14 protein-coding genes are annotated in these 21,129 nt (G+C 42.3%); 12 read left to right on the top strand and 2 right to left on the bottom strand.

From position 1 onward, the window contains the following. The first annotated feature begins 1 nt into the window (after position 1). Both CPC19_RS09330 and CPC19_RS09325 read left to right on the top strand, forming a co-directional pair. The gene (locus CPC19_RS09330) at positions 2-1,015 is read left to right on the top strand and encodes a ketopantoate reductase family protein (RefSeq protein ID WP_016389699.1); all 1,014 of its coding nucleotides are present in this window, start codon (positions 2-4) and stop codon (positions 1,013-1,015) included. Between the two features lie 93 nt (positions 1,016-1,108). Beyond that, entirely contained in the window at positions 1,109-2,014 is a 906-nt protein-coding gene (locus CPC19_RS09325) for a DMT family transporter (protein ID WP_016389697.1), read from the top strand. A gap of 211 nt (positions 2,015-2,225) precedes the next feature. Here the strand turns inward: CPC19_RS09325 and CPC19_RS09320 are convergent, their stop codons facing one another. Beyond that, positions 2,226-3,095: a bile acid:sodium symporter family protein gene (locus tag CPC19_RS09320; RefSeq protein WP_016389696.1), complete on the bottom strand. Its 870-nt coding sequence runs from the start codon at positions 3,093-3,095 to the stop codon at positions 2,226-2,228. Positions 3,096-3,311: 216 nt separating this feature from the next. Here CPC19_RS09320 and htpG point away from each other — a divergent pair, with 216 nt between their 5' ends. After that, positions 3,312-5,216: a molecular chaperone HtpG gene (gene htpG / locus CPC19_RS09315; protein ID WP_015005485.1), complete on the top strand. Its 1,905-nt coding sequence runs from the start codon at positions 3,312-3,314 to the stop codon at positions 5,214-5,216. A gap of 607 nt (positions 5,217-5,823) precedes the next feature. Here htpG and queF read toward each other — a convergent pair. Continuing rightward, complete coding sequence (queF, locus tag CPC19_RS09305) at positions 5,824-6,213, bottom strand: preQ(1) synthase (RefSeq protein WP_016389693.1); 390 nt, start codon at positions 6,211-6,213, stop codon at positions 5,824-5,826. A gap of 134 nt (positions 6,214-6,347) precedes the next feature. On the opposite strand from queF, the gene smc reads away from it, so the two are divergent. The 9 genes from smc to hisC all read left to right on the top strand — a co-directional run bounded on the left by smc (position 6,348) and on the right by hisC (position 21,128). Beyond that, positions 6,348-9,848 (top strand): chromosome segregation protein SMC, encoded by a 3,501-nt coding sequence (gene smc / locus CPC19_RS09300; protein ID WP_016389692.1) that lies wholly within the window; start codon positions 6,348-6,350, stop codon positions 9,846-9,848. A gap of 32 nt (positions 9,849-9,880) precedes the next feature. Then, the gene (locus tag CPC19_RS09295) at positions 9,881-10,576 is read left to right on the top strand and encodes a cell division protein ZipA C-terminal FtsZ-binding domain-containing protein (protein WP_015005489.1); all 696 of its coding nucleotides are present in this window, start codon (positions 9,881-9,883) and stop codon (positions 10,574-10,576) included. Continuing rightward, positions 10,573-12,594, top strand: a complete 2,022-nt coding sequence (ligA, locus tag CPC19_RS09290; RefSeq protein ID WP_015005490.1) for an NAD-dependent DNA ligase LigA — start codon at positions 10,573-10,575, stop codon at positions 12,592-12,594. The genes CPC19_RS09295 and ligA overlap by 4 nt, the downstream gene beginning before the upstream one ends. A 16-nt stretch (positions 12,595-12,610) precedes the next feature. After that, complete coding sequence (locus CPC19_RS09285) at positions 12,611-13,744, top strand: sensor domain-containing diguanylate cyclase (RefSeq protein WP_016389691.1); 1,134 nt, start codon at positions 12,611-12,613, stop codon at positions 13,742-13,744. A gap of 258 nt (positions 13,745-14,002) precedes the next feature. Beyond that, positions 14,003-16,579 carry a DNA gyrase subunit A gene (gyrA, locus tag CPC19_RS09280; RefSeq protein WP_016389689.1) on the top strand — a complete coding sequence of 859 codons (2,577 nt, stop codon included), beginning with the start codon at positions 14,003-14,005 and terminating at the stop codon, positions 16,577-16,579. Positions 16,580-16,598: 19 nt separating this feature from the next. Further along, complete coding sequence (serC, locus tag CPC19_RS09275) at positions 16,599-17,681, top strand: 3-phosphoserine/phosphohydroxythreonine transaminase (RefSeq protein ID WP_016389688.1); 1,083 nt, start codon at positions 16,599-16,601, stop codon at positions 17,679-17,681. Between the two features lie 32 nt (positions 17,682-17,713). Next, a complete protein-coding gene (locus tag CPC19_RS09270; protein WP_015005494.1) occupies positions 17,714-18,877 on the top strand; it encodes a phosphoglycerate dehydrogenase in 1,164 nt (387 codons plus the stop codon). A 9-nt stretch (positions 18,878-18,886) separates the two neighbouring features. After that, positions 18,887-19,969 carry a prephenate dehydratase gene (gene pheA, locus CPC19_RS09265; RefSeq protein WP_016389687.1) on the top strand — a complete coding sequence of 361 codons (1,083 nt, stop codon included), beginning with the start codon at positions 18,887-18,889 and terminating at the stop codon, positions 19,967-19,969. Positions 19,970-20,006: 37 nt separating this feature from the next. Then, positions 20,007-21,128, top strand: coding sequence for a histidinol-phosphate transaminase (hisC, locus tag CPC19_RS09260; protein ID WP_015005496.1), 1,122 nt, complete (start codon positions 20,007-20,009; stop codon positions 21,126-21,128). Position 21,129 lies beyond the last annotated feature (1 nt).

Here is a 21,129-nt window from a genome sequence, read left to right as displayed (position 1 = left end):
AATGAAAAAAAAATTGCATATTTGCATACATGGCGCAGGCGGTTTGGGCTCTGTAATAGGGGGGTACTTAGCTAAATCTGGGCATCAAGTAACATTAATTGGTCGGCAAGCACATGCAGATGCTATCAGTCAAAAAGGCCTGCAAATGGTTGGGCGCTTAGGTGACATGTTAATTAAGGATAATTTACGTGCTGTTACCGTGCCGGATCAAGTAGAAGGCGTTATTGACTACTATATTTTATTAACCAAGGCCAAAGATGCACGGGCCGCCTTAAATGATGCCGAAGTTTTAGTTAATCAAGTTAACTGTGCGTTAACGATGCAAAATGGTGTTGGTAAAGAGGCTTTGTTGATTGAACGTTTTGGTGTTGAAAAAGTGATTGGTGGCTCAACGATTGAAGGGGGTACTTTGCTTGCGCCAGGGAAGGTTAATAATCATGTCAGCGCGCCAATAACAGCCTTTTTTGGTGAACTTGATGGCGGCACTACAGAGCGAACCGAGCTATTAGCCGAGGCCTTTAGTGGGGCAAATTTAAAAGCAGAATCTGTTGACGATATTAATCACGTTTTATGGGAAAAAGCGGTTCAGGTATCTGGCGCGTCGGCCTGGGCTGCCAGTACATTAAGTGCAATCCCAGCGCTAGATTACGCTGATGGTATTTCAGTACGCGAAGGGGCTGAGCACTATGTAACGATTGCCAAAGAATTAATTGGTGCCTACAAAGCAATGGGATATGTTCCACAGGATTTTTATGCGCCTTTTTCTTTTCTTAAAGTATTGGATGACGCTACGTTTGAGGATGCTGTTCAAGTTTGCCTTGATTTAGGTGTGCATATGAAAACCTTGCGTCGGGGTATCCGGACATCAATGCATGAAGATGTTATTAATGGCAAATTGACAGAAGTAGATGCTTTGTTTTTACCTTTAATTGAAGCAGCAAAGGAAAATAACGTGGCAATCCCTACCTTCGTTGGTGCATATCGTGTTATTAAAACTATCGACAGCCTACGCTAGAGGTAAAAAAATTACAGGGCTTAGGTGCATTTGTTTAGTGCTTATAAGGCAAGTAGCGTGTAAGGTGTCGAGCCAACTTAAGAATTGATAGTCATGGATAAAGAAACAATAAAAGCATTACTGTATTTAAATGTTGCCAGTATTTTATGGGGGGGTAATGTTTTTTTTGGCAGTTACTTAAAAGACTTTTTAGGTCCATGGAGCATCATGAGCGTGAGAATGCTGATTGGTAGCTTTATATTTTTGTTTTTACTGCACCAAGCAGGGCACCTTAAAGGAGTGACCCGCTTACTCGGCTGGAAAGAGGTGTTTTTAATTGCATTGTCGGGAACAGTTGCCTATCAAGCAACCGTGTATTTTGGTTTGCGCTATACAACGGCCATTAATGTGGGTTTGATTAATTCGCTAGCGCCGATTGCTGTGGCTTTTGCAGCAGCGTTTTATTTAAAAGAAAAGTTAGGCCGTCAACATTGGATAGCGGCGTTTGTTTCGGTTATTGGCTTGGTATTTATTTTGAGTAAAGGGAGCATGGAGAGCCTTTATGCGTTGAGATTTAATAAGGGTGACTTATTTATTTTAGGGTCCATTTTTATTTGGGCCGTTTATAGTATTGCGGCGAAACTGGCAATGGCGAAGGTTACCCCTTTAGTAGTAACAGCCTTGGGTATTTTATTATCAACTTTCATTGTGATCCCGTTGGGGGTGTATGAAGCCAATTACCTTATTAAGCCGGTTATCAATGCTGAGGTTATTATGGCAGTTGTGTTCATAGGTATTGGTCCTACGGTGCTGTCTTTGCTGTTTTGGAATAAGGGAGTGATGATTATTGGTCCAGCTCGTGCGTCATTATTCCTTAATATGGTTCCAATTTATGTAATCGTCTTGTCGTCGCTTTTATTGGACGAAGTACTGCACGATTACCAGTTAATAGGTATGGTATTAATTATTGGTGGCAGCTTATATGCCAATAGGCAAAAGGTTGTTAGCAAGAAAGACTGATATTTCTTTGTGCTGACTGGGTGATGAGTGATTATTTGAATGAAGCCGAGTTGTATTTGTGTTATCTAGGTTTTGTTAAGTCGGGTTAACATACTATAAACACATTATTGTGTAAGGCTTCTGATGAAACCGTACGGTAAAAACTTTTCAATACATGTACTTAGGTCTGCTATTTGACGAATGGGCGAGCCAATAGTCAGATAATGTTCTGTTATATGTTAGCTTTTTGCAGCCTATCAACTCTGCTTGTCGTTAAGGCGTAGAGCCATAAAATGATAACCATGGTGACCCCATAAATAGAAGGGACCATCGCCACATCGGCATTGTTGAGTAAAAAAGGGCTGATAGCAATGGTGACACCTAGCATTGCATTTTGCGCACCTACTTCAATGGAAAGCGTTTTGGTTTGGGGCCTTTCAAGTTTTGCAAATTTAGCGATACCGTAGCCCAGTAATATAGACAGGATATTCAGGCAGATAGTTAATAGACCCACTTGTACGAAGTGTTCAAACCAAGACCCACCGTTTTGCATAAAAATCCCAACAATCAGGAAAGGCAAGAAAGCACCACAGCCTCTTCGCACCCATTGTTTAGAGGCTTTCGCAAAGCGCGGCGCATATTGTAATACCAACATGCCGCAGCTGACAGGAATGACGGTAATCAACATGATTTGGCTGGCTGTTTTCAGAAGAGGTAAACTCAGCTGAATGGTTTCATCGTTAAAGTAGATCATGCTTAGGTTAAGAATAACCGGTAACGTAAAGACGGTGATTAGGCTGGAAATGCTGGTCATCGTGACAGATAGTGCTAAATCGCCTCGTGCGATCAGGGTAAACATATTAGATAACACACCACCAGGGCATAGGGTTAATAACATAATGCCAATGGCTATAGCGCCACTTAGATTTAATGTATAACACAGTATAAATCCAAGCAGTGGCAACATAATTAATTGCCCTATTAAGCCTGCCAAAGCGGCCTTTGGAATGGTAAAAACTCGGCTAAAATCTTGGATAGTGAGTCCAAGGCCCATGCCAAACATCAGTAAAGTTAAGAGAATAGTAACAAGGTAGCTGATCATGATATTTTTTTTATAGTTATCTTTTATCAGTATAGTCTTATATGTAAAGCAATGCTAATCAAGCCAGTTTTTGCTCAGCGCCTGGGCTGTTAATAGGCTTACTGATTGATTTCGCGTTATGAAATTTTAAGGCCTTGATGAGAAGGCTTGAAAAATATTTCGCAAGACCCCATATCTGGATTTGCAAATAAACTTGATGGATAAAAGGTAACTTTAATGAGTGAAACAATAGAAAAGAATGAAAAACAAACGCTAGGCTTTGAGGCGGAAACGAAACAAGTATTAGATTTAGTGATCCATTCGCTTTATAGCAACAAAGAGATTTTTTTACGTGAATTAGTCTCAAATGCATCAGATGCTGCAGATAAATTACGTTTTTCTGCACTGTCTAATGAAGAATTATATGAAGGCGATGGTGAGCTGAAAGTTCGTTTGTCAGTTGATAAAGAGGCGCGAACGCTAACAATTTCCGATAACGGCATTGGTATGACGGTAGAGGAAGTAAAGAAAAACATCGGCACCATTGCGCATTCAGGTACTAAAAAGTTTTTTGAGTCATTAACGGGTGATGAAGGCAAAGATAGCCAAATGATTGGCCAGTTTGGTGTCGGCTTTTACTCTGGTTTTATCGTAGCTGATAAAGTGACAGTGGTAACACGCAAAGCAGGCGAAGATAAAAGCATGGGCGTTCAATGGGAATCATCAGGTGAAGGTGAATACACTATTGAAACCGTAGAAAAAGCGGCACGAGGCACCGATGTTATTTTGCATTTGAAAGAAGGTGAAGACGAGTTTTTAGAGTCATACCGTCTACAGGCCATTATTCATAAGTTTTCTGAGCACTTGGATATTCCGATTGTGATGAAAAATGAAAACAAGGATGAAGAGAAAGAAGATGAGCCAGACGATATTACCGTTAATAGTGCTAAAGCGTTATGGACAAAAGCAAAAAATGATTTAACCGAAGAAGACTACCATGAGTTTTACAAACAAACACTTCACGATTATCAAGACCCACTTGCCTATACACATAGTAAGGTAGAAGGTAAAAATGAATATACATTGCTGTTGTATGTGCCTGCAAAAGCACCATTTGATATGTGGGATAGAGAAGCAACCAGTGGTGTAAAACTATATGTAAAGCGTACCTTTATTATGGAAGGTGGCGAATTAATGCCACGTTACTTGCGTTTTGTTAAAGGTATTATTGATTCAGACAGTCTGCCGCTTAACGTTTCGCGTGAACTACTACAGCAAAGCAAGCAGATTGATCTATTAAAAGCCGGCGCGGTTAAAAAAATATTATCGTTGATTGAAGGATTGTCTAAAAACCACCCTGAAAAATTTGATACCTTCTGGGCAGAGTTTGGCGCAGTCTTGAAAGAAGGGCCTATCGAAGATGTAAAAAATAAAGACCGGATTGCTAAATTATTACGTTTTGCTTCCACAAAAACTGAGGGTAAACAAACCGTAACCTTGGCTTCTTATATTGAAAATATGCAAGAAGGCCAAGACAAAATTTATTACCTAACGGGAAGTGCCTACTCAACTGTTAAAAATAGCCCACACCTTGAAGTGTTTAAAAAGAAAGGTATTGAGGTGCTGTTATTGACCGACCATGTTGATGAATGGTTAGTTCAGCATATGCCAGAGTTTGACGGCAAGTCTTTACAATCAGTCGCTAAGGGTGATCTTGATCTGGATTCATCAGATAAGGATGAAGCGGATAAAAAGACCGATGATAAGAAAGAGGATGAATCGCTAAACAGCGTGCTTGAGCAAATCAAAAGCACGTTAGATGGTAAGGTTAAGGATGTGCGTGTTAGTTCAAGGCTAACCGATTCACCTGCTTGTCTGGTTGCAGATGAACATGAGATGGGCGCACACATGGAGCGCATTATGAAAGCGGCAGGCCAAGACATGCCGACCAGTTTGCCAATCTTCGAAATCAATGCAGACCATGCACTTATTCAACGCCTAAAGGATGAAGCGGATGATGAGCGCTTTGCTGACTTATCGAACTTGTTATTTGAACAAGCGTTGTTGAGTGAGGGTGGTCAGTTAGAAGACCCGGCAACATTTGTACACCGCTTAAATAAATTACTGCAATCTTTATTGTAAAAAGTAAAGTTCTTTTTCAATGCTAAAAAGAAGGCGGCCAAATGGCCGCCTTTTAAGTATGTGAGATATAAATCTCACAAGGGAAGGGGCTAAAATTTTAAATACAGGTTGAGTCCTGGGTTGTAGTAATTAAGACGGTTTAAGGCATTATTAAACCGATGGCCTGATTGGTAATTATTGTAGTGATAATGCTTTGGCCGGTAACTGTTATAATTATAATACTTAGGGTGGTTGTTATAGTTTGAATAACGGCGGTCGCGGTAATTATGCTGTGAATGTTTATTCGAATGTTTTCTTGCCTTCCAATGTTGCTTTGTCGAGTAGCCGTTTGGGTGTTTATTATGTGAATAGTGCTTGTTATGGTGGCTTGAAAAGCCAGTGTTACGATCGGTATGATCTGAGCGATCAGAATGTCTTCTGTCAGCTAACGTGTCCGCGCTTATTGTTAACAAAGAACAAAAAATAATAGCGGAAATAATATGTAGTGATTTCATCATCTTATCCTTAACTGCAAAAGCAGTTCTGTTAATGTGCAGTTAAAGGATAAGACTTAGTGATGAATTGAAACTGAATGCTGGCCTTGATGCAGAAAAGTCCGTTCGTTTTTTTACGGAAGTTGCACAGGCGTGCTAGGTTCCCAGTTACTATCCTTATGTTCAGCGACGACCGTGGTATAAACACCACCTCGTACATTAAACTCGGCTGAAAGGCGCATAAAACGTGGCTCACAGGCTTTAACCAAGTCTGCCAAAATGGAGTTGGTTACCGCTTCATGGAAGGCGCCTTTGTCTCGGTAAGACCAAATATAAAGTTTAAAGGATTTTAGTTCGATACAGCTTTCGTTAGGCACATACTCAAGCGTCAGTGTTGCAAAATCAGGTTGTCCCGTTTTTGGGCATAAGCAAGTGAACTCAGGGGTGTCTATGCGGATCGTGTAGTCACGCTCAGTATTTGGGTTAGGAAAGGTTTCTAAGTCGGTATTAGGTTGTGTGCTCATTAAAATATCATTGATGTTGTCTTTAAAAGCGCATTTTACATTGAATATAAAGCGAAGGGTGTTAATCGGCTTTTTTATCGGCTAAATTTACCAGTATTCTTTGTGAAAAAAGTACATTCCTGTATTGTTATTCGATGCGCTTGGAAAAAATAAAACTATCCGGTTTTAAATCATTTGTTGATCCAACGACCATTCCTTTTTCTAGTGATTTGGTCGGTATTGTTGGGCCTAATGGTTGTGGTAAATCAAATGTGATTGATGCCGTTAGGTGGGTGCTTGGTGAAAGTTCAGCAAAGCATCTGCGTGGTGACCAAATGGCTGATGTGGTTTTTAACGGTTCAACAACGCGTAAACCGGTTGGCCAAGCATTTGTCGAACTTATTTTTGATAATACCGATGCCACCATAACAGGTGAATTTGCTGGCTATCAACAAATAGCCTTGCGGCGACAAGTGAATCGGGAAGGGCAATCGGTATACTTTTTAAATGGCACGCGCTGTCGGCGTAAGGATATTACAGATTTATTTCTGGGTACTGGGCTCGGGCCACGTAGTTACGCAATTATTGAACAAGGTACCATTTCACGCTTGGTAGAAGCGAAACCAGATGAACTGCGTGTGTTCCTTGAAGAAGCGGCCGGCATCTCGAAATATAAAGAGCGACGTCGTGATACTGAAAATAGAATGCGCCGTACCCGAGAAAATTTGGAGCGTATCGCTGATCTTTGTGATGAGATTGAAAAGCAATGTCGTCATTTAAAGCGTCAGGCCACTACGGCCGAACGTTACAAGCTCTTAAAAGCAGAAGAGCGTCAATTTAAAGCACAGTTATTGGCATTACGTTGGCAGCGGCTTGATGAGCAAGATGAGGGGCAGCTTAAAGCCATTAAATTGCTTGAATTAAAAGTGGAGCAGACGCTAGCTGCACAGCGAGAGCTGGAAAAAAATATAGAGCAGCAACGTGAGCAGCATAGTCTGCAGCAGAAACAGCTCGGCGAAGTTCAGGCGGAGTTTTATGCGACCGGGTCAGAGATCGCCAAGGTTGAACAAGCTCTGCAGCACCAACAAAGCTTAAAAAAACAGCATGAGTCAGAATTGGAAAATGTTAGCAAATTGCTGACGCTGTCGACACAAGAGCAAGACGAAGGTGATAGAAAATTGGCAGAAACAAATGATGCCATTAAGAAAAGTGAAGCTGAACTGGTTGAGGTAAAGCAACGGTTAGAAACAGCGAATAAAACGCTAGCTGATCAAGAACAAGCAATGGCAGATTGGCAGCAATCATGGGATGAATTTACTTATCGAGTAGCCGAGCCTAAAAGAAGCATTGATGTTGAAAACGCTAAAATAGCTCAGCTTGACAGACAACTTTTGCAAGCGTCGAAACAATTATCTAAGTTTACAAACGAGCAAAAAACACTTCAGGAAGCTTTGGAACGTGTTGACTTAAGCGACCTTGAAAAACAACATGCTCTGTCCGAATCTCAGCAACAAAAGAGTCAATCGGCAGTGCAAGAGAATCGCGAAAAAATGGCTAGCATGCAGTCGTTAATTCATCAAGAAAGTGAGCTTTTAGCCGACTTGCGTGCTGAAAAGTCACGTTTAACGGCAAGGGTTGAATCAATAACTGTCTTGCAGCGCTCTAGTTTAGGTGAGCCAGATGAAACGGAAAGGCAGTGGTTAAAGGGCCTAGGCTTAGCGCAAGCACCTAAGTTAATTGAGAAAATAGACGTGGTAACTGGCTGGGAAAAAGCAATAGAAACAGTCTTGGGGGTAAGGTTACAGGCAATTTGTACTGAGGGTATGGATGCTGTCGTTGATGCTGGCATGCAATACCCAGTTGATGGCTTAACATTCTTTGATACAACGGTTAAGTCTCAACAATTACCTTGTAAAACGTCGTTAGCGAACCTGATTACCTCTGATTTACCCGCAATGGCTTTGCTGAAAAATGTTCATTTTGCTGAAACGCTGGAGCAGGCAAAAGCCTTAATGAATGAATTAAAAGAGCATGAATCAGTTATCACTAAAGAGTGTGTTTGGCTGCATGTGGATAGTATTTATTTTCAGCATAATGCGCAAAAAGATAGTGCCTTGGCGCTAGAAAAAGAGAAAAAAGAGTTAACGCAACAATTGCACGTGGTGTCGACTAATGTTTTAGATAAAGAAGGTTGGTTAATAAAGGCTCGAGACGAGGTGTCTGAGCTCGAGAAGCAAGGTATTGAGTTGCGCCAACAAGAAGGCAGTGTGGTGAGGCAAGTGTCGCAGTTGTGGATGCAGATAAATGAACAGCGTTCAAAACTGGAGATGGCGACGCAAAGGCTGGCAGAGCTAGAGGCTGATATTAATCAGCTCGTTGAGGACCAAGCGACCGATCAAGAGCGTTTAACAGAAAGCAAACGCGTATTGGAGCAGGCCATTGGTCAATCAGCACAAATAGAAACACAGCGTGCTGCATTACAAAAAGAACGTTCAGTTAAAAAAGACCTCTTAGATAGGGTAAAGCAACAAGTGCATAGTTCGCGTGAACGAGTGCATTCATTGATGTTAAAGATCGAAGCGCAACGTTCATCACAAGCGCTGATTGTTCAAAATGCTGAGAGGGTTAACGAGCGTTTGCTTCATGCAAAAGAAAAAGTGGCTGAATTGCAGGCTCAATTAACCATGAGCGATGAGCCAATAGAAGAAAAGGAAGTGACTTTGGCTAATCTACTTAAAAATCGAGTTGCTATTGAAAACCGTCTTGTAGAAGTCAGGACTACGGCTGAATCAACAGAACAAACAATTAGAAGCTTGGAAACAACGCGTCATGAATTTGAGCAACTAGTGCAACAGGCAAGGGACAACATGTCTGCCGCAAAAATAGAACATCAGGCTATCTTGGTGCGAAAACAAACCTTAATTGAGCAGCTTGAATCATCGGGCGTTGAGTTGGCTGACACATTGAATGAGATGCCCAAGGATGCAAATGAGACTCATTGGCAAGAGCAGGTGGATGCGCTTGCTGAAAAAATAAATGGTTTGGGGCTAATCAACCTGACGGCAATTGAAGAGTATGAAACACAGTCGGAAAGAAAGCAGTACTTAAATGATCAGCAGCTTGATTTGACCGAGTCGTTGAGGATTTTGGAAGAAGCGATTGATAAAATTGACCGAGAAAGCAAAGCGCTTTTTAAAGAAACGTTTGACAAAGTAAATGCAGGTTTTGAAAAACGGTTCCCAAAACTATTTGGTGGTGGGCATGCGTATTTGCAGCAAACAGGCGAAGATTTGTTGGAAACCGGCGTAACGGTAATGGCGAGGCCACCGGGCAAACGTAATAGCTCAATCCATTTGTTGTCAGGTGGCGAAAAGGCACTGACGGCCGTGGCCTTAGTCTTTTCAATCTTTGATTTAAACCCATCGCCTTTTTGTATGCTAGATGAAGTGGATGCGCCATTAGATGAGGCAAATGTTGGTCGTTTTGCTGAACTGGTTAAAGAAATGTCAGATAATGTTCAAATGATTTTGATTACACATAATAAATCAACGATGGAAATGGCTCAGCAGCTAGCTGGGGTCACCATGAAAGAACCGGGCGTATCGAGATTGGTTACCGTTGATTTGGAAGAAGCCGCTAAAATGGCAACTGGTTAAACGCTAAATAAACGAATTTTTAAGGATAGAAAATGGAAGAAAACTCGTTAAGGTTAATATTGCTCTTAGTGGGTATGGTCATATTGTTGGGGATATATTTTTATGACGTGCTAGAAAAAAAGAAAGCGACCGTTCAACAAGAAGAGCTAGATGACTCGGCATTTGATGAGCGAGTGGATCCGGTGATAGGTGGTGAGCCGTCCTTTTCTGCGGTATTGGACGAACAGCAGGCCCCGACCATTCATGAGCATGTGGACGTGCCTGAAGCGCAAGAGTCAGACCCTTCACCCGTTGATCCAGTGGAGGATGTGCCAGTGGCAGAGCAGGCATTGGTCATTCAACTGGTTGTTTTGCCTCACAGTGGCGGCTCGTTATTGGGTACAGCTTTGATAGATGCGTTTACAGCCTTAGGTCTTGAGTTCGGTGATATGGGGATTTTCCATTATTACCAGCGACATGATGGTGTTGAGGCGCAACAGTTTCACGTGGCAAATATATTAGAGCCAGGCACTTTTCCTGTGGGTAATATGACTGAGTTTGAATCAACAGGGATCATATTGTTTTTTCAAGTCAGTGATGTCGCGCAACCAAGTGAAGCGTTTGAAAATATGTTGAATGTGGCGCGTGAATTAAGTCAGCGCCTAGAGGCGAGATTGGTCGATGCTGAAATGAACGAGTTGAGACCAGATAACATTATGAATATTCAGTCACAGCTTTCTAATTTATGACAATGCATGACGATGTTAAGCGACGTGTGCAGACGCTACGTGAAGAGATAAATCAACATAACCAGAATTATTATCAGTACGACGCACCAAAAATTCCTGATGCCGATTACGATGCCTTATTGCGAGAGCTTCAGTTATTAGAGGCTGAAAACCCAGAGCTAATGAGTGATGATTCGCCGACGCAGCGCGTCGGTTCAGCTCCGTTAGACTCATTTCAGCAGGTAGAGCATGCGGTGCCGATGCTGTCATTAGATAATGCCTTTGACGATGATGAGTTTGAGGCATTTGATAAGCGAGTGCGAGAGCGAGCTGACGGGTTTGAAGATATCGAATACCTTGTCGAGCCGAAATTGGATGGCTTAGCTATTTCTTTGTTGTATGCGGACGGTGTGTTAGTACGTGCTGCAACAAGAGGGGATGGTAAACGAGGCGAAGACGTTACCGAAAATGTTAAAACTATTGGTGCCATTCCACTCAGTTTAAAAGGCGATAATCTACCATTGAGGCTAGAGGTCAGGGGTGAAGTGTTTATGCCGTTGTCTGGTTTTCAGCAGCTGAATCAACAGGCATTGGCGTTAGGTGAAAAGCCTTTTGCTAATCCAAGAAATGCCGCTGCAGGTAGTTTGAGGCAGCTAGATTCAAAAATAACAGCAACCCGTCCACTGGCTTTTTATAGCTATGGTATTGGGGTGGTAGAGGGTTACGAGCTACCGCAGACACAACAGGCGCTGTTTCAGCTGTTGGCTACATGGGGTTTGCCAGTGAGTGATCAGGTGACGACAGCAAGGGGCATGCAGCAATGTCACCAAGCCTATCAAGTGTTGGCGCAAAAAAGAGCGCTATTACCTTATGAGATTGACGGGGTCGTTTATAAAGTTAACGATTTTGCCTTGCAGAAAGCCATTGGTTTTGTGTCAAGAGCGCCGCGTTGGGCAATAGCACGTAAATTTCCAGCACAAGAAAAAATGACCGAAGTAATAGGGATTGATGTGCAAGTGGGTAGAACAGGAGCCATTACGCCGGTTGCTCGATTGGCACCTGTTTTTGTTGGTGGGGTTACCGTTACGAATGTCACGTTACATAACGAAGGTGAAATGCGCAGGAAAGATGTTCGTGTGGGTGATACGGTGATTGTCAGGCGTGCCGGCGATGTGATTCCAGAAATTGTTTCTGTTGTATTGGAAAAGAGAAAGCCTGCATCGCAGCTTTTTGAAATGCCAGTGTCTTGTCCTGTGTGCGGGTCAACAGTGGAGCGCGCCGAGGGAGAGGCGATCGCACGTTGTCCAGCTGGCTTGTTTTGTCGTGCTCAAGTGAAAGAGTCGATCAAGCATTTTGCCTCACGTAAGGCGATGGATATAGATGGGTTGGGTGACAAGATTATTGAGCAATTAGTCGCTCAGGATTTAGTTAAAACGCCGGCTGATTTGTATCGATTAACTCACGAGCAGTTGTCGAGTTTGGAGCGAATGGCCGATAAGTCTGCCAGTAATATTATCGCGGCACTTGAAAAAAGCAAGGTAACGACCCTGCCGAAGTTTCTGTATGCGTTGGGTATTCGAGAAGTAGGCGAGGTGACTGCGGCAAGCTTATCGAGCTATTTTGGACAGCTGGATGTGATACAGAGTGCCACTGTTGAAGAGTTGGAGAAGGTGCCTGATGTTGGGCCTATTGTTGCACAACATATCGTGGCTTTCTTTGAGTTGGCGCATAACCGTGAGGTAATAGCGAGCTTGAAAAACTTAGGGGTTAGTTGGCCCAATGTTGAAGCAGTTCCCCAAGATGATCAGGCTTTATCAGGTAAAGTCTTTGTGTTGACCGGTACATTGTCGACGATGGGGCGTATTGAAGCGAAAGAAGCCTTGCAATTATTGGGTGCAAAAGTGACTGGAAGCGTCTCGAAAAAAACCGATTATGTTGTTGCCGGGGAGGATGCTGGTTCAAAGTTGAAAAAAGCCCAGTCGCTAGGGGTGACGGTATTATCAGAAGACGATTTAATAAAGCTAATAGCAAAGGACTGAATATAACTGTAACGCTATGGATGCCGATTTAGAAACGCAAGTTTGCGTGTTACAAAGCCATATGGATGGCATGATTTCGCGTGCGCAAAAGAATGAGGAAATGTTGAAACGTTTTCAAGACTTGGAAATGCGTTTATTGTCACTGAATTCTTTACGTGAATTAATTGAGCATATTAACGACGATGCCCAGTTAGCCTTTAATCTCGACTCTTTATCGTTGGTGCTCGCAGATGAAGATGATGAGATAAAGCAGTTTCTTACCGAGGATGGTTTTAGGTTTGATGAATACCCGAATATTATTTTTTTATCTAAGGGAGGGGTGTTTAAAGATGAGCTGGGTTTGTCTCAACGAATTTTGCTAGGCGCTGCTAATGATGTCCTACCCCAGGTTTTTTGGCCAGCTAATAAAACAGCGCCAAAGACAGTAGCGATTATTCCTCTTGTGCGGCGTGGTATTTATCTGGGCTGTATGGTGTTTGGTAGTGAAGATGAGGGACGTTTTCAAGTAGAAATGGCGACATATTTTTTGGAGCGTCTAGGTAAGGTGATGAGCGTGTGCATGGAAAACACGCTGAATTATGAACAGCTCAGGCGCACTAGCCTATTTGATACGCTGACAGGGGTGAATAATAGGCGGTTCTTTGAACAACGGATGGATGAAGAGATGCTTCGCTGCTTAAGAACGGGTGATAGTCTGTCGTGTTTGTTTATTGATATAGACTTTTTTAAGGCGGTGAACGATAACTTTGGGCATCAAGTAGGTGATCTGGCGCTTCGACACGTGGCGGAGACATTACGTGGTCAATTGCGAGCAAATGACATTCTGGCGCGTTATGGTGGTGAAGAGTTTGTGGCGATATTGCCAACTGCCTCTGAGAAGAAGGGTATTGAAGTAGCAGAAAGGATGCGGCAGTCGGTTGCTAATGCCTCAATAGAAATGGCCGGCGAAAGTTCACTAGCGCTGACCGTTTCAATTGGTGTTTCAACGTTTGTTGTTGCAGAACCAGGGGTATCTAAGCCTTTGGGGGGTAGTCAGTTAATAGATGTTGCCGATAAGGCTTTGTATCAGGCAAAAAAATCTGGGCGTAATCTCGTGCGTAGTGGTGGAGAAGTAAAGTCGTGCTCAGTTGTTGATAAAAGAGCCGAGTAGCACGCAGGGTTTGTTTCTATGGTTCAGTATAGGGCGTAGCGGCTTCTTAAGGCCATATTTTATGGCGATGTAATGGCGAAAGCTTAGAAGCATTGTTTTGTGCGGGCAAACAAAGTTATCAAGAGCACCGTTTTTCGGGTATAATTTCGGCTTTATTTAGCATAAATTTTTTGGCGATAAAAAGCTGATGTGAAGTATATTTTTATCGCTTTCTTAATGTTTTTTTGAATTATTTGGCATCCTAGGAGATACCGATACATGTCTGAGCTTGTAAAAGAAACGATCCCCGTCAATATTGAAGATGAGATGCGCCAGTCTTATTTAGACTACGCGATGAGTGTTATTGTTGGGAGAGCCTTGCCAGATGTACGTGATGGCTTAAAGCCAGTGCACCGTAGGGTGTTGTACGCAATGAATGTGTTGAACAACGATTGGAATAAACCTTATAAGAAATCCGCCCGTATTGTTGGGGATGTTATTGGTAAATATCACCCTCATGGTGATACCGCTGTGTATGACACCATCGTTCGGATGGCACAGCCTTTTTCTATGCGTCATATGTTGGTGGATGGTCAGGGTAACTTTGGTTCAGTTGATGGTGATTCTGCAGCGGCGATGCGGTATACCGAAATCAGAATGTCAAAGTTGTCGCATGAAATGTTAACTGACCTAGATAAGGAAACAGTTGATTTTACTGCTAACTACGATGAATCAGAGCACGAACCCAGTGTATTGCCTGCGCGAGCTCCTTTACTGCTCATTAATGGTTCGTCTGGTATAGCGGTGGGCATGGCGACGAATATTCCGCCACATAATCTTGCGGAAGTAACCTCAGCATGTCTGCGTTTGATTGAGGAGCCTGAAACAACCATTGATCAATTGCTGGAATATATTCCAGGGCCTGATTTTCCAACGGCAGGTATTATCAATGGTGCTACCGGTATTCGCGAAGCTTACCAAACAGGCCGCGGTAAAATTTACCTACGTGCGCGTTACCATGTTGAAGGCGAAGAAAGCTCAAATAGTAAGTTGTCTATTATCGTCACTGAATTGCCGTATCAAGTAAATAAAGCACGCTTGATGGAGAAAATTGCTCATCTTGTTAAAGATGGCAAGCTAGAAGGTATTTCAGGCCTGCGTGATGAGTCAGATAAAGACGGCATGCGTATGGTGATAGAGCTTAAACGTGGCGAAGTGCCTGAAGTGATTATCAATAATTTATATCAACACACGCAACTTCAGAATGTGTTCGGTATTAACATGGTGGCGCTGATCGATGGTCGCCCTAAATGTTTGAATCTTAAGCAAATCCTTAATGCGTTTATTGATCATCGACGTGAAGTCGTAACGCGCAGAACAATTTATGACTTACGTAAAGCGCGTGAGCGTGCTCATACCCTAGAAGGGTTAGCGATTGCGTTGTCGAACATTGATGAAATGATCGCGATGATTAAGGCAGCAAAGACCCCGGCCGAAGCAAAGGTGAGCTTGCTGGGAGCAGCTTGGGAGCCTGGTTTAGTAGCTGACTTATTATCAAAAGCAGACTCAAGCCGTTCTCGCCCAGATAAGCTTGAAGAGCAATATGGCATTGTTGATGGGCGTTATCATTTGTCTCCTGCGCAAGCGCAGGCTATTTTAGAGTTGCGTCTACACCGTTTGACAGGGCTTGAGCAAGATAAGATTCTTCAAGAATATAAAGATCTTCTTGTTGTAATTGATGACCTTTTAGATATTTTGGCGAACAGGGATCGCTTGATGTCAGTGATCAGTGAAGAGCTGAAAGCACTGATAGAAGAATATAAAGAAGAGCGTAGAACAGAAATTGTTGATAAGTTTTTAAACCTCACGGCAGAAGATTTAATTACCGAAGAAGATATGGTGGTGACTTTGTCGCATGAGGGTTATGTGAAATCACAGCCGCTTACTTCATATACTGCGCAACGTCGTGGTGGAAAGGGTAAAACAGCCGCAAACACAAAGAATGAAGACTTTATTGATAAGCTGTTTATTGCCAACACACATGACACAGTTTTATGTTTCTCGAGTAAAGGGAAAGTCTATTGGTTGCGCGTGTTCAATTTGCCGGTGGCCAGTAGGGTTGCGAGAGGTAAACCGATTGTCAATTTGCTGCCGCTAGAAAGTGACGAGCGTATTAACGCTATTTTGCCAATTCGTGAGTTCAATGAAGATGAATATATTTTCATGGCTACTGAATCGGGCACGGTTAAAAAGACCCATATTAAAGAGTTTGAAAAACCACGTGCGAACGGCAAAATTGCTATTGATTTGCGTGATGACGATACCTTAGTTGGCGTTGCAGTCACCGATGGCGAAAAAGACGTTATGTTATTTGCTAGCTCAGGCAAGGTAGCTAGTTTTAAAGAGGCAGATGTTCGGGTGATGGGACGTACAGCAAGTGGTGTTCGTGGTATGCGTTTAAAAGATGAAGAACATATTATTTCATTGATTATTTCAGAACCAGGCACTGTTTTAACATTAACCCAAAATGGTTACGGTAAGCGCACAAAAATTGAAGAGTATCCGATTCATAAGCGTGGTGGGCAAGGGGTTATAGCAATGCAAACCAGTGAACGTAATGGTGCGTTGGTCGGTGCTGTCTTGGTAGATGAAAGCGACGAGCTAATGCTGATCACCGATGGCGGTACATTGGTTAGAACGCGAACCAGTGAAATATCAATTTTAGGGAGAAATACACAAGGTGTTCGTGTTATTCGTCCCGCTAAGAATGAAAAAGTCATCGGTTTAGATCGTATTGCTAGCTTAGATGATGAAGAGGGTGAAGAAGTCGCCCTTGATGAAGAAATTACAGATTAATTGTTTTAAGGAGAGTTAGATGTCCCGTGTATATAATTTCAGTGCCGGCCCGGCTGCAGTACCTGTAGACGTATTGAAAAAAGCCCAACAAGAAATGCTTGAGTGGCATGACTCGGGTATGTCTGTTATGGAAATGAGTCACCGTGGGAAAGACTTCATTTCAATTGCAGAAAAAGCAGAAGCCGATGTTCGAGAACTAATGAACGTTCCTGAGAACTATAAGGTTCTATTTTTACAAGGTGGTGCAACAACCCAATTTTCAATGGTGCCGATGAATTTACTTCGCGGTAAAGATAAAACCTGTTATGTCAATACAGGTGCTTGGTCTAAAAAAGCCATTAAAGAAGCTAAAATTCATAGCAATGTGCACATTTCGGCCAGCTCAGAATCGACTAACTTCACTACAATCCCAGCAGTAGACAGTTGGGATGTTGATCAAAATGCGGCCTACTTGCATTACACCAGTAATGAAACCATTGGTGGTGTTGAATTTCACTCTATACCCGATGTAGGTGATATAGATTTGGTTGCGGACATGTCATCAAATATTTTATCTAGAGAGTTTGATGTCAGTAAGTTTGGTGTCATTTATGCTGGCGGTCAGAAGAATATGGGGCCATCGGGTATAGCACTTACAATAGTGCGTGAAGACTTGATTGGCAATGTGAAGGCCGGTTCGCCGTCCATGATGGATTATAAAAATCATGCAGATGCAGGGTCAATGTTTAATACACCTGCCACCTACAGCTGGTACTTAATGGGCTTAGTGTTTGAGTGGATAAAAGAGCAAGGCGGTGTGTCAGCGATAGAAGCACAAAATGTTCGTAAGGCTGAAAAACTTTATGCTGCGATTGATAACTCAGATTTTTATGCAAACCCTGTCGAGTTGACCTCACGATCAAGAATGAATATTCCATTTACCTTGGCAAATGCTGAATTAGAGGGCTTATTTTTAAGTGAAGCTAAATCAGCTGGCCTAGTCACTTTAAAGGGTCATCGATCAGTAGGGGGTATGCGTGCCAGCATTTATAATGCAATGCCAGAAGAAGGGGTTGATGCATTGATCAGTATGATGGCTGAGTTTGAAAGAACAAAGGCATAGACAAACAGTTAATAATTTATAGGTTAGTAAACATGTACAAAATACAAACATTGAACAACATTTCTGTAAAAGGCCTTGAGAAATTTCCAAGAGAGACCTATGAAGTGGCCTCTGAAATTCAAAACCCAGATGCTTATATGCTGCGTTCTTTAAAGCTGCATAATGTAGATATACCTGAAAGTGTTTTAGCAATTGGACGGGCCGGTGCCGGTGTTAATAATATACCCATTGAGAAAATGAGTGCACGAGGTGTTCCTGTGTTTAATGCACCAGGCGCTAATGCAAATGCGGTAAAAGAATTAGTTTTAACAGGTATGCTTTTAGGTTGCCGAAATATATGTCAGGCGTGGGAATGTGCAAAAAACCTTACAGGCGATGACGAGTCCATTAGTAAAGAAGTAGAGCAAGTTAAGAAAAAATTTGTAGGCTTTGAATTACCAGGTCGTACATTAGGCGTTATTGGCTTAGGTGCGATTGGCACATCCGTGGCGAATATGGCGCGAGATTTAGGCATGAACGTTGTAGGATATGACCCAGCGTTGACTGTTGAGCGTGCGTGGCAGCTATCATCATCTATTGAGTCTGCAAATACAGTCGATGAGTTGTTAGCAAAGTCTGATTTTGTGACGATCCACGTGCCGTTTAATGAGGGAACAAAGAACCTCATTAATGCACGTCGTATTAACACGATGAATGATAATGCGATTATTTTGAATTTTTCTCGCAATGGAATTGTAAATGATGAAGACGTTGTTGAAGCGTTAAATGCCGGTAAGCTGTATTCATACATTTGTGATTTTCCAAGTAACCTATTAAAAGATCACCCGCGTGTCATTACCTTGCCACACCTTGGGGCTTCTACAGGGGAAGCTGAAGAAAATTGTGCAATTATGATTGCTGATCAATTAAAGGATTTCCTAGAAAATGGAAATATCAAAAACTCGGTGAATTTTCCACAAGTCAAGATGCCACGAGTGAGTGGTTACCGTATGGCTATAGCAAATTCTAATGTACCTAATATGGTTGGGCAAATTTCGAGTATTCTTGCAGAAACAGGTCATAACATCTTAGATTTATTGAATAAATCGAGAGGCGACTTGGCGTATACCTTATTAGATGTGGATACAGAAATTACAAAAGACGTCGTTGATCAAATTAAAGCCATTGATGGTGTTCTATCTGTTAGAACGATTTAAGAGGTGAGCATGGGTGTTAATGATTCATTATCTGAGTTAAGAGGCGCTATCGATGAGCTAGATAGTCAATTATTAACCCTGTTTAATCAGCGAGCTGATTTGGCAAAAGCGGTTGCGGCTGTAAAGTTACGTGAAGGAGAAACGGTAGATTTTTATCGTCCAGACCGTGAGGCTTCGGTCTTAAGGCGTGTTAAGGAGCAAAACCCAGGGCCTTTAAAAGATGAGCATGTGGCACGAATTTATCGTGAATTAATGTCATCGTGTTTGGCGCTGGAAAAGCCGCTGACGGTGGCTTACCTTGGTCCGTCAGGCACCTTTACGCAAGAAGCTGCCTTAAAACATTTTGGACATGCTGTACACACTGTTGAGACGGCGACCATTGCTGATATTTTTCATGAGGTGGAAAATGGAGAGGCTCACTATGGTGTGGTGCCGGTTGAAAATTCTACAGAAGGTGTGATTAGTCATACGCTAGACATTTTCATGAATTCAGCCTTACAGATTTGCGGAGAAGTAGCGTTAAGGATTCATCATCATTTGTTGACCAATGTTGAAGCACTAGATCAAGTTAAGGTGGTTTATTCGCACCAACAATCCTTAGCGCAATGCCGGCAGTGGCTTATGTCGCATTTACCCGGCGTAGAAACTATAGCGGTAAGCAGTAATGCTGAAGCGGCAAGGCTTGCGAGTGAAGAAGGGGCTGCGGCGATTGCGGGTGAAATAGCATCTGATTTATACCAATTAAATATGTTGGCCAGCAATATTGAAGATGAGCCAAATAATACAACACGGTTCTTGGTCATCGGTCAGCAAGAAGTACCACCAAGTGGCGATGATAAGACCAGCATGATGATTTCTACAAAGAACATTGCTGGTGCTTTGCAAAGTGTATTAGCACCGTTTGCATATGCAGGTATTAGTCTAAATAAAATAGAATCTAGACCGTCAAGGCAAGCAGCTTGGGACTATGTATTCTTTGTTGATATTGATGGTCATCAAGACGATGAAAAAGTGTCCACAGTATTACAAGAATTGCTGCCTAATGTGAATCTATTAAAAGTATTGGGCTCTTATCCCAAAGCGGTTATTTAAAAATAAAGCAAAGGGTTGCCGGAAAGCAATAATAATAATGTCTATAAAAAATAATTTTTGTGATTTGGCGTTTGAGCCTATTAATGGCCTGTTCCCCTATCAGCCCGGGAAGCCTATTGATGAATTACAGCGTGAGCTGGGACTTGATAATATTATTAAGTTAGCCTCAAATGAAAACCCCTTGGGCCCAAGTGAGAGGGTTAAAAAAGCGATACAGAACTCGTTGAATGATATTTCAATGTACCCTGATGGCAACGGTTTTTATTTAAAAAAAGCCTTGTCAGAAAAACTCGGTGTAAACGCTGATATGATTACACTGGGTAATGGTTCAAACGATGTTCTAGATGTTATTGCTCGGGTGTTCTTAAGCATGGGGCGAGAATGTATCTACTCTGAATATGCGTTTGTTGTGTACTCCATAGCTACGCAATCTGTAGGTGCTACTGCACGAGTCGCTAAAGCCCGTTTGCCTGATGAGCTTGACGCTTATGGGCACGATCTTGAGACGATGGGGAGGTTAGTTAGTGAAAAAACGTCAGTTATTTTTATTGCTAACCCAAATAACCCCACAGGAACGTGGATAGAGCCAGACCAATTGGAGCAGTTCATAAAGAAAATACCTAAACACATTATTGTGGTTCTTGATGAAGCATATTGCGAATACTTGGAACCACAAAATGTCGTTGATACAACCCGTTGGCTACAGCGCTATCCAAATTTAATTATTACCAGAACTTTTTCAAAAGCATATGGGCTAGCTGGGCTGAGAATAGGTTATGCGGTCAGTCACCCGGATATTGCCGATTTGCTCAATAGGGTGAGACACCCATTCAATGTAAATTCTTTGGGCTTAGTTGCTGCCGAGGCTGCGTTACAAGATGATGCCTACATTGATAAAAGCCGTGAATTAAACAAACAAGGCTTACAACAACTCGCTAGTGGTTTTGAGAAACTAGCGCTGAGCTATATCCCTTCTGCTGGAAACTTTATCTCGCTAAATGTCGGTGAAAAAGCGGCAGATATTTACACGAAATTACTGCATGAGGCGGTCATTGTACGCCCTATAGCAGGGTATAACATGCCTGACTATCTTAGAGTATCAGTTGGCTTAGCCGAAGAAAATGAGGTTTTATTAAGTGCGCTGAAGAAGGTGATCTAGC

It is taken from the genome of Cycloclasticus sp. PY97N, from assembly GCF_002443175.1.
GTDB classification, from domain to species: Bacteria; Pseudomonadota; Gammaproteobacteria; order Methylococcales; family Cycloclasticaceae; genus Cycloclasticus; species Cycloclasticus pugetii.
The sequence above is the reverse complement of the archived record's forward strand: the minus strand, read 5'-3'. Positions and strand labels throughout refer to the sequence as shown.

Bases quoted from the DNA above. Each gene is read 5' to 3' on its own strand.
- htpG (WP_015005485.1), top strand. From the start codon at position 3,312: ATGAGTGAAACAATAGAAAAGAATGAAAAACAAACGCTAGGCTTTGAG.
- CPC19_RS09270 (WP_015005494.1), top strand. From the start codon at position 17,714: ATGTACAAAATACAAACATTGAACAACATTTCTGTAAAAGGCCTTGAG.
- CPC19_RS09295 (WP_015005489.1), top strand. From the start codon at position 9,881: ATGGAAGAAAACTCGTTAAGGTTAATATTGCTCTTAGTGGGTATGGTC.
- CPC19_RS09320 (WP_016389696.1), bottom strand. From the start codon at position 3,095: ATGATCAGCTACCTTGTTACTATTCTCTTAACTTTACTGATGTTTGGC.
- CPC19_RS09330 (WP_016389699.1), top strand. From the start codon at position 2: ATGAAAAAAAAATTGCATATTTGCATACATGGCGCAGGCGGTTTGGGC.
- gyrA (WP_016389689.1), top strand. From the start codon at position 14,003: ATGTCTGAGCTTGTAAAAGAAACGATCCCCGTCAATATTGAAGATGAG.
- smc (WP_016389692.1), top strand. From the start codon at position 6,348: ATGCGCTTGGAAAAAATAAAACTATCCGGTTTTAAATCATTTGTTGAT.
- serC (WP_016389688.1), top strand. From the start codon at position 16,599: ATGTCCCGTGTATATAATTTCAGTGCCGGCCCGGCTGCAGTACCTGTA.
- queF (WP_016389693.1), bottom strand. From the start codon at position 6,213: ATGAGCACACAACCTAATACCGACTTAGAAACCTTTCCTAACCCAAAT.
- pheA (WP_016389687.1), top strand. From the start codon at position 18,887: ATGGGTGTTAATGATTCATTATCTGAGTTAAGAGGCGCTATCGATGAG.
- hisC (WP_015005496.1), top strand. From the start codon at position 20,007: ATGTCTATAAAAAATAATTTTTGTGATTTGGCGTTTGAGCCTATTAAT.
- ligA (WP_015005490.1), top strand. From the start codon at position 10,573: ATGACAATGCATGACGATGTTAAGCGACGTGTGCAGACGCTACGTGAA.
- CPC19_RS09285 (WP_016389691.1), top strand. From the start codon at position 12,611: ATGGATGCCGATTTAGAAACGCAAGTTTGCGTGTTACAAAGCCATATG.
- CPC19_RS09325 (WP_016389697.1), top strand. From the start codon at position 1,109: ATGGATAAAGAAACAATAAAAGCATTACTGTATTTAAATGTTGCCAGT.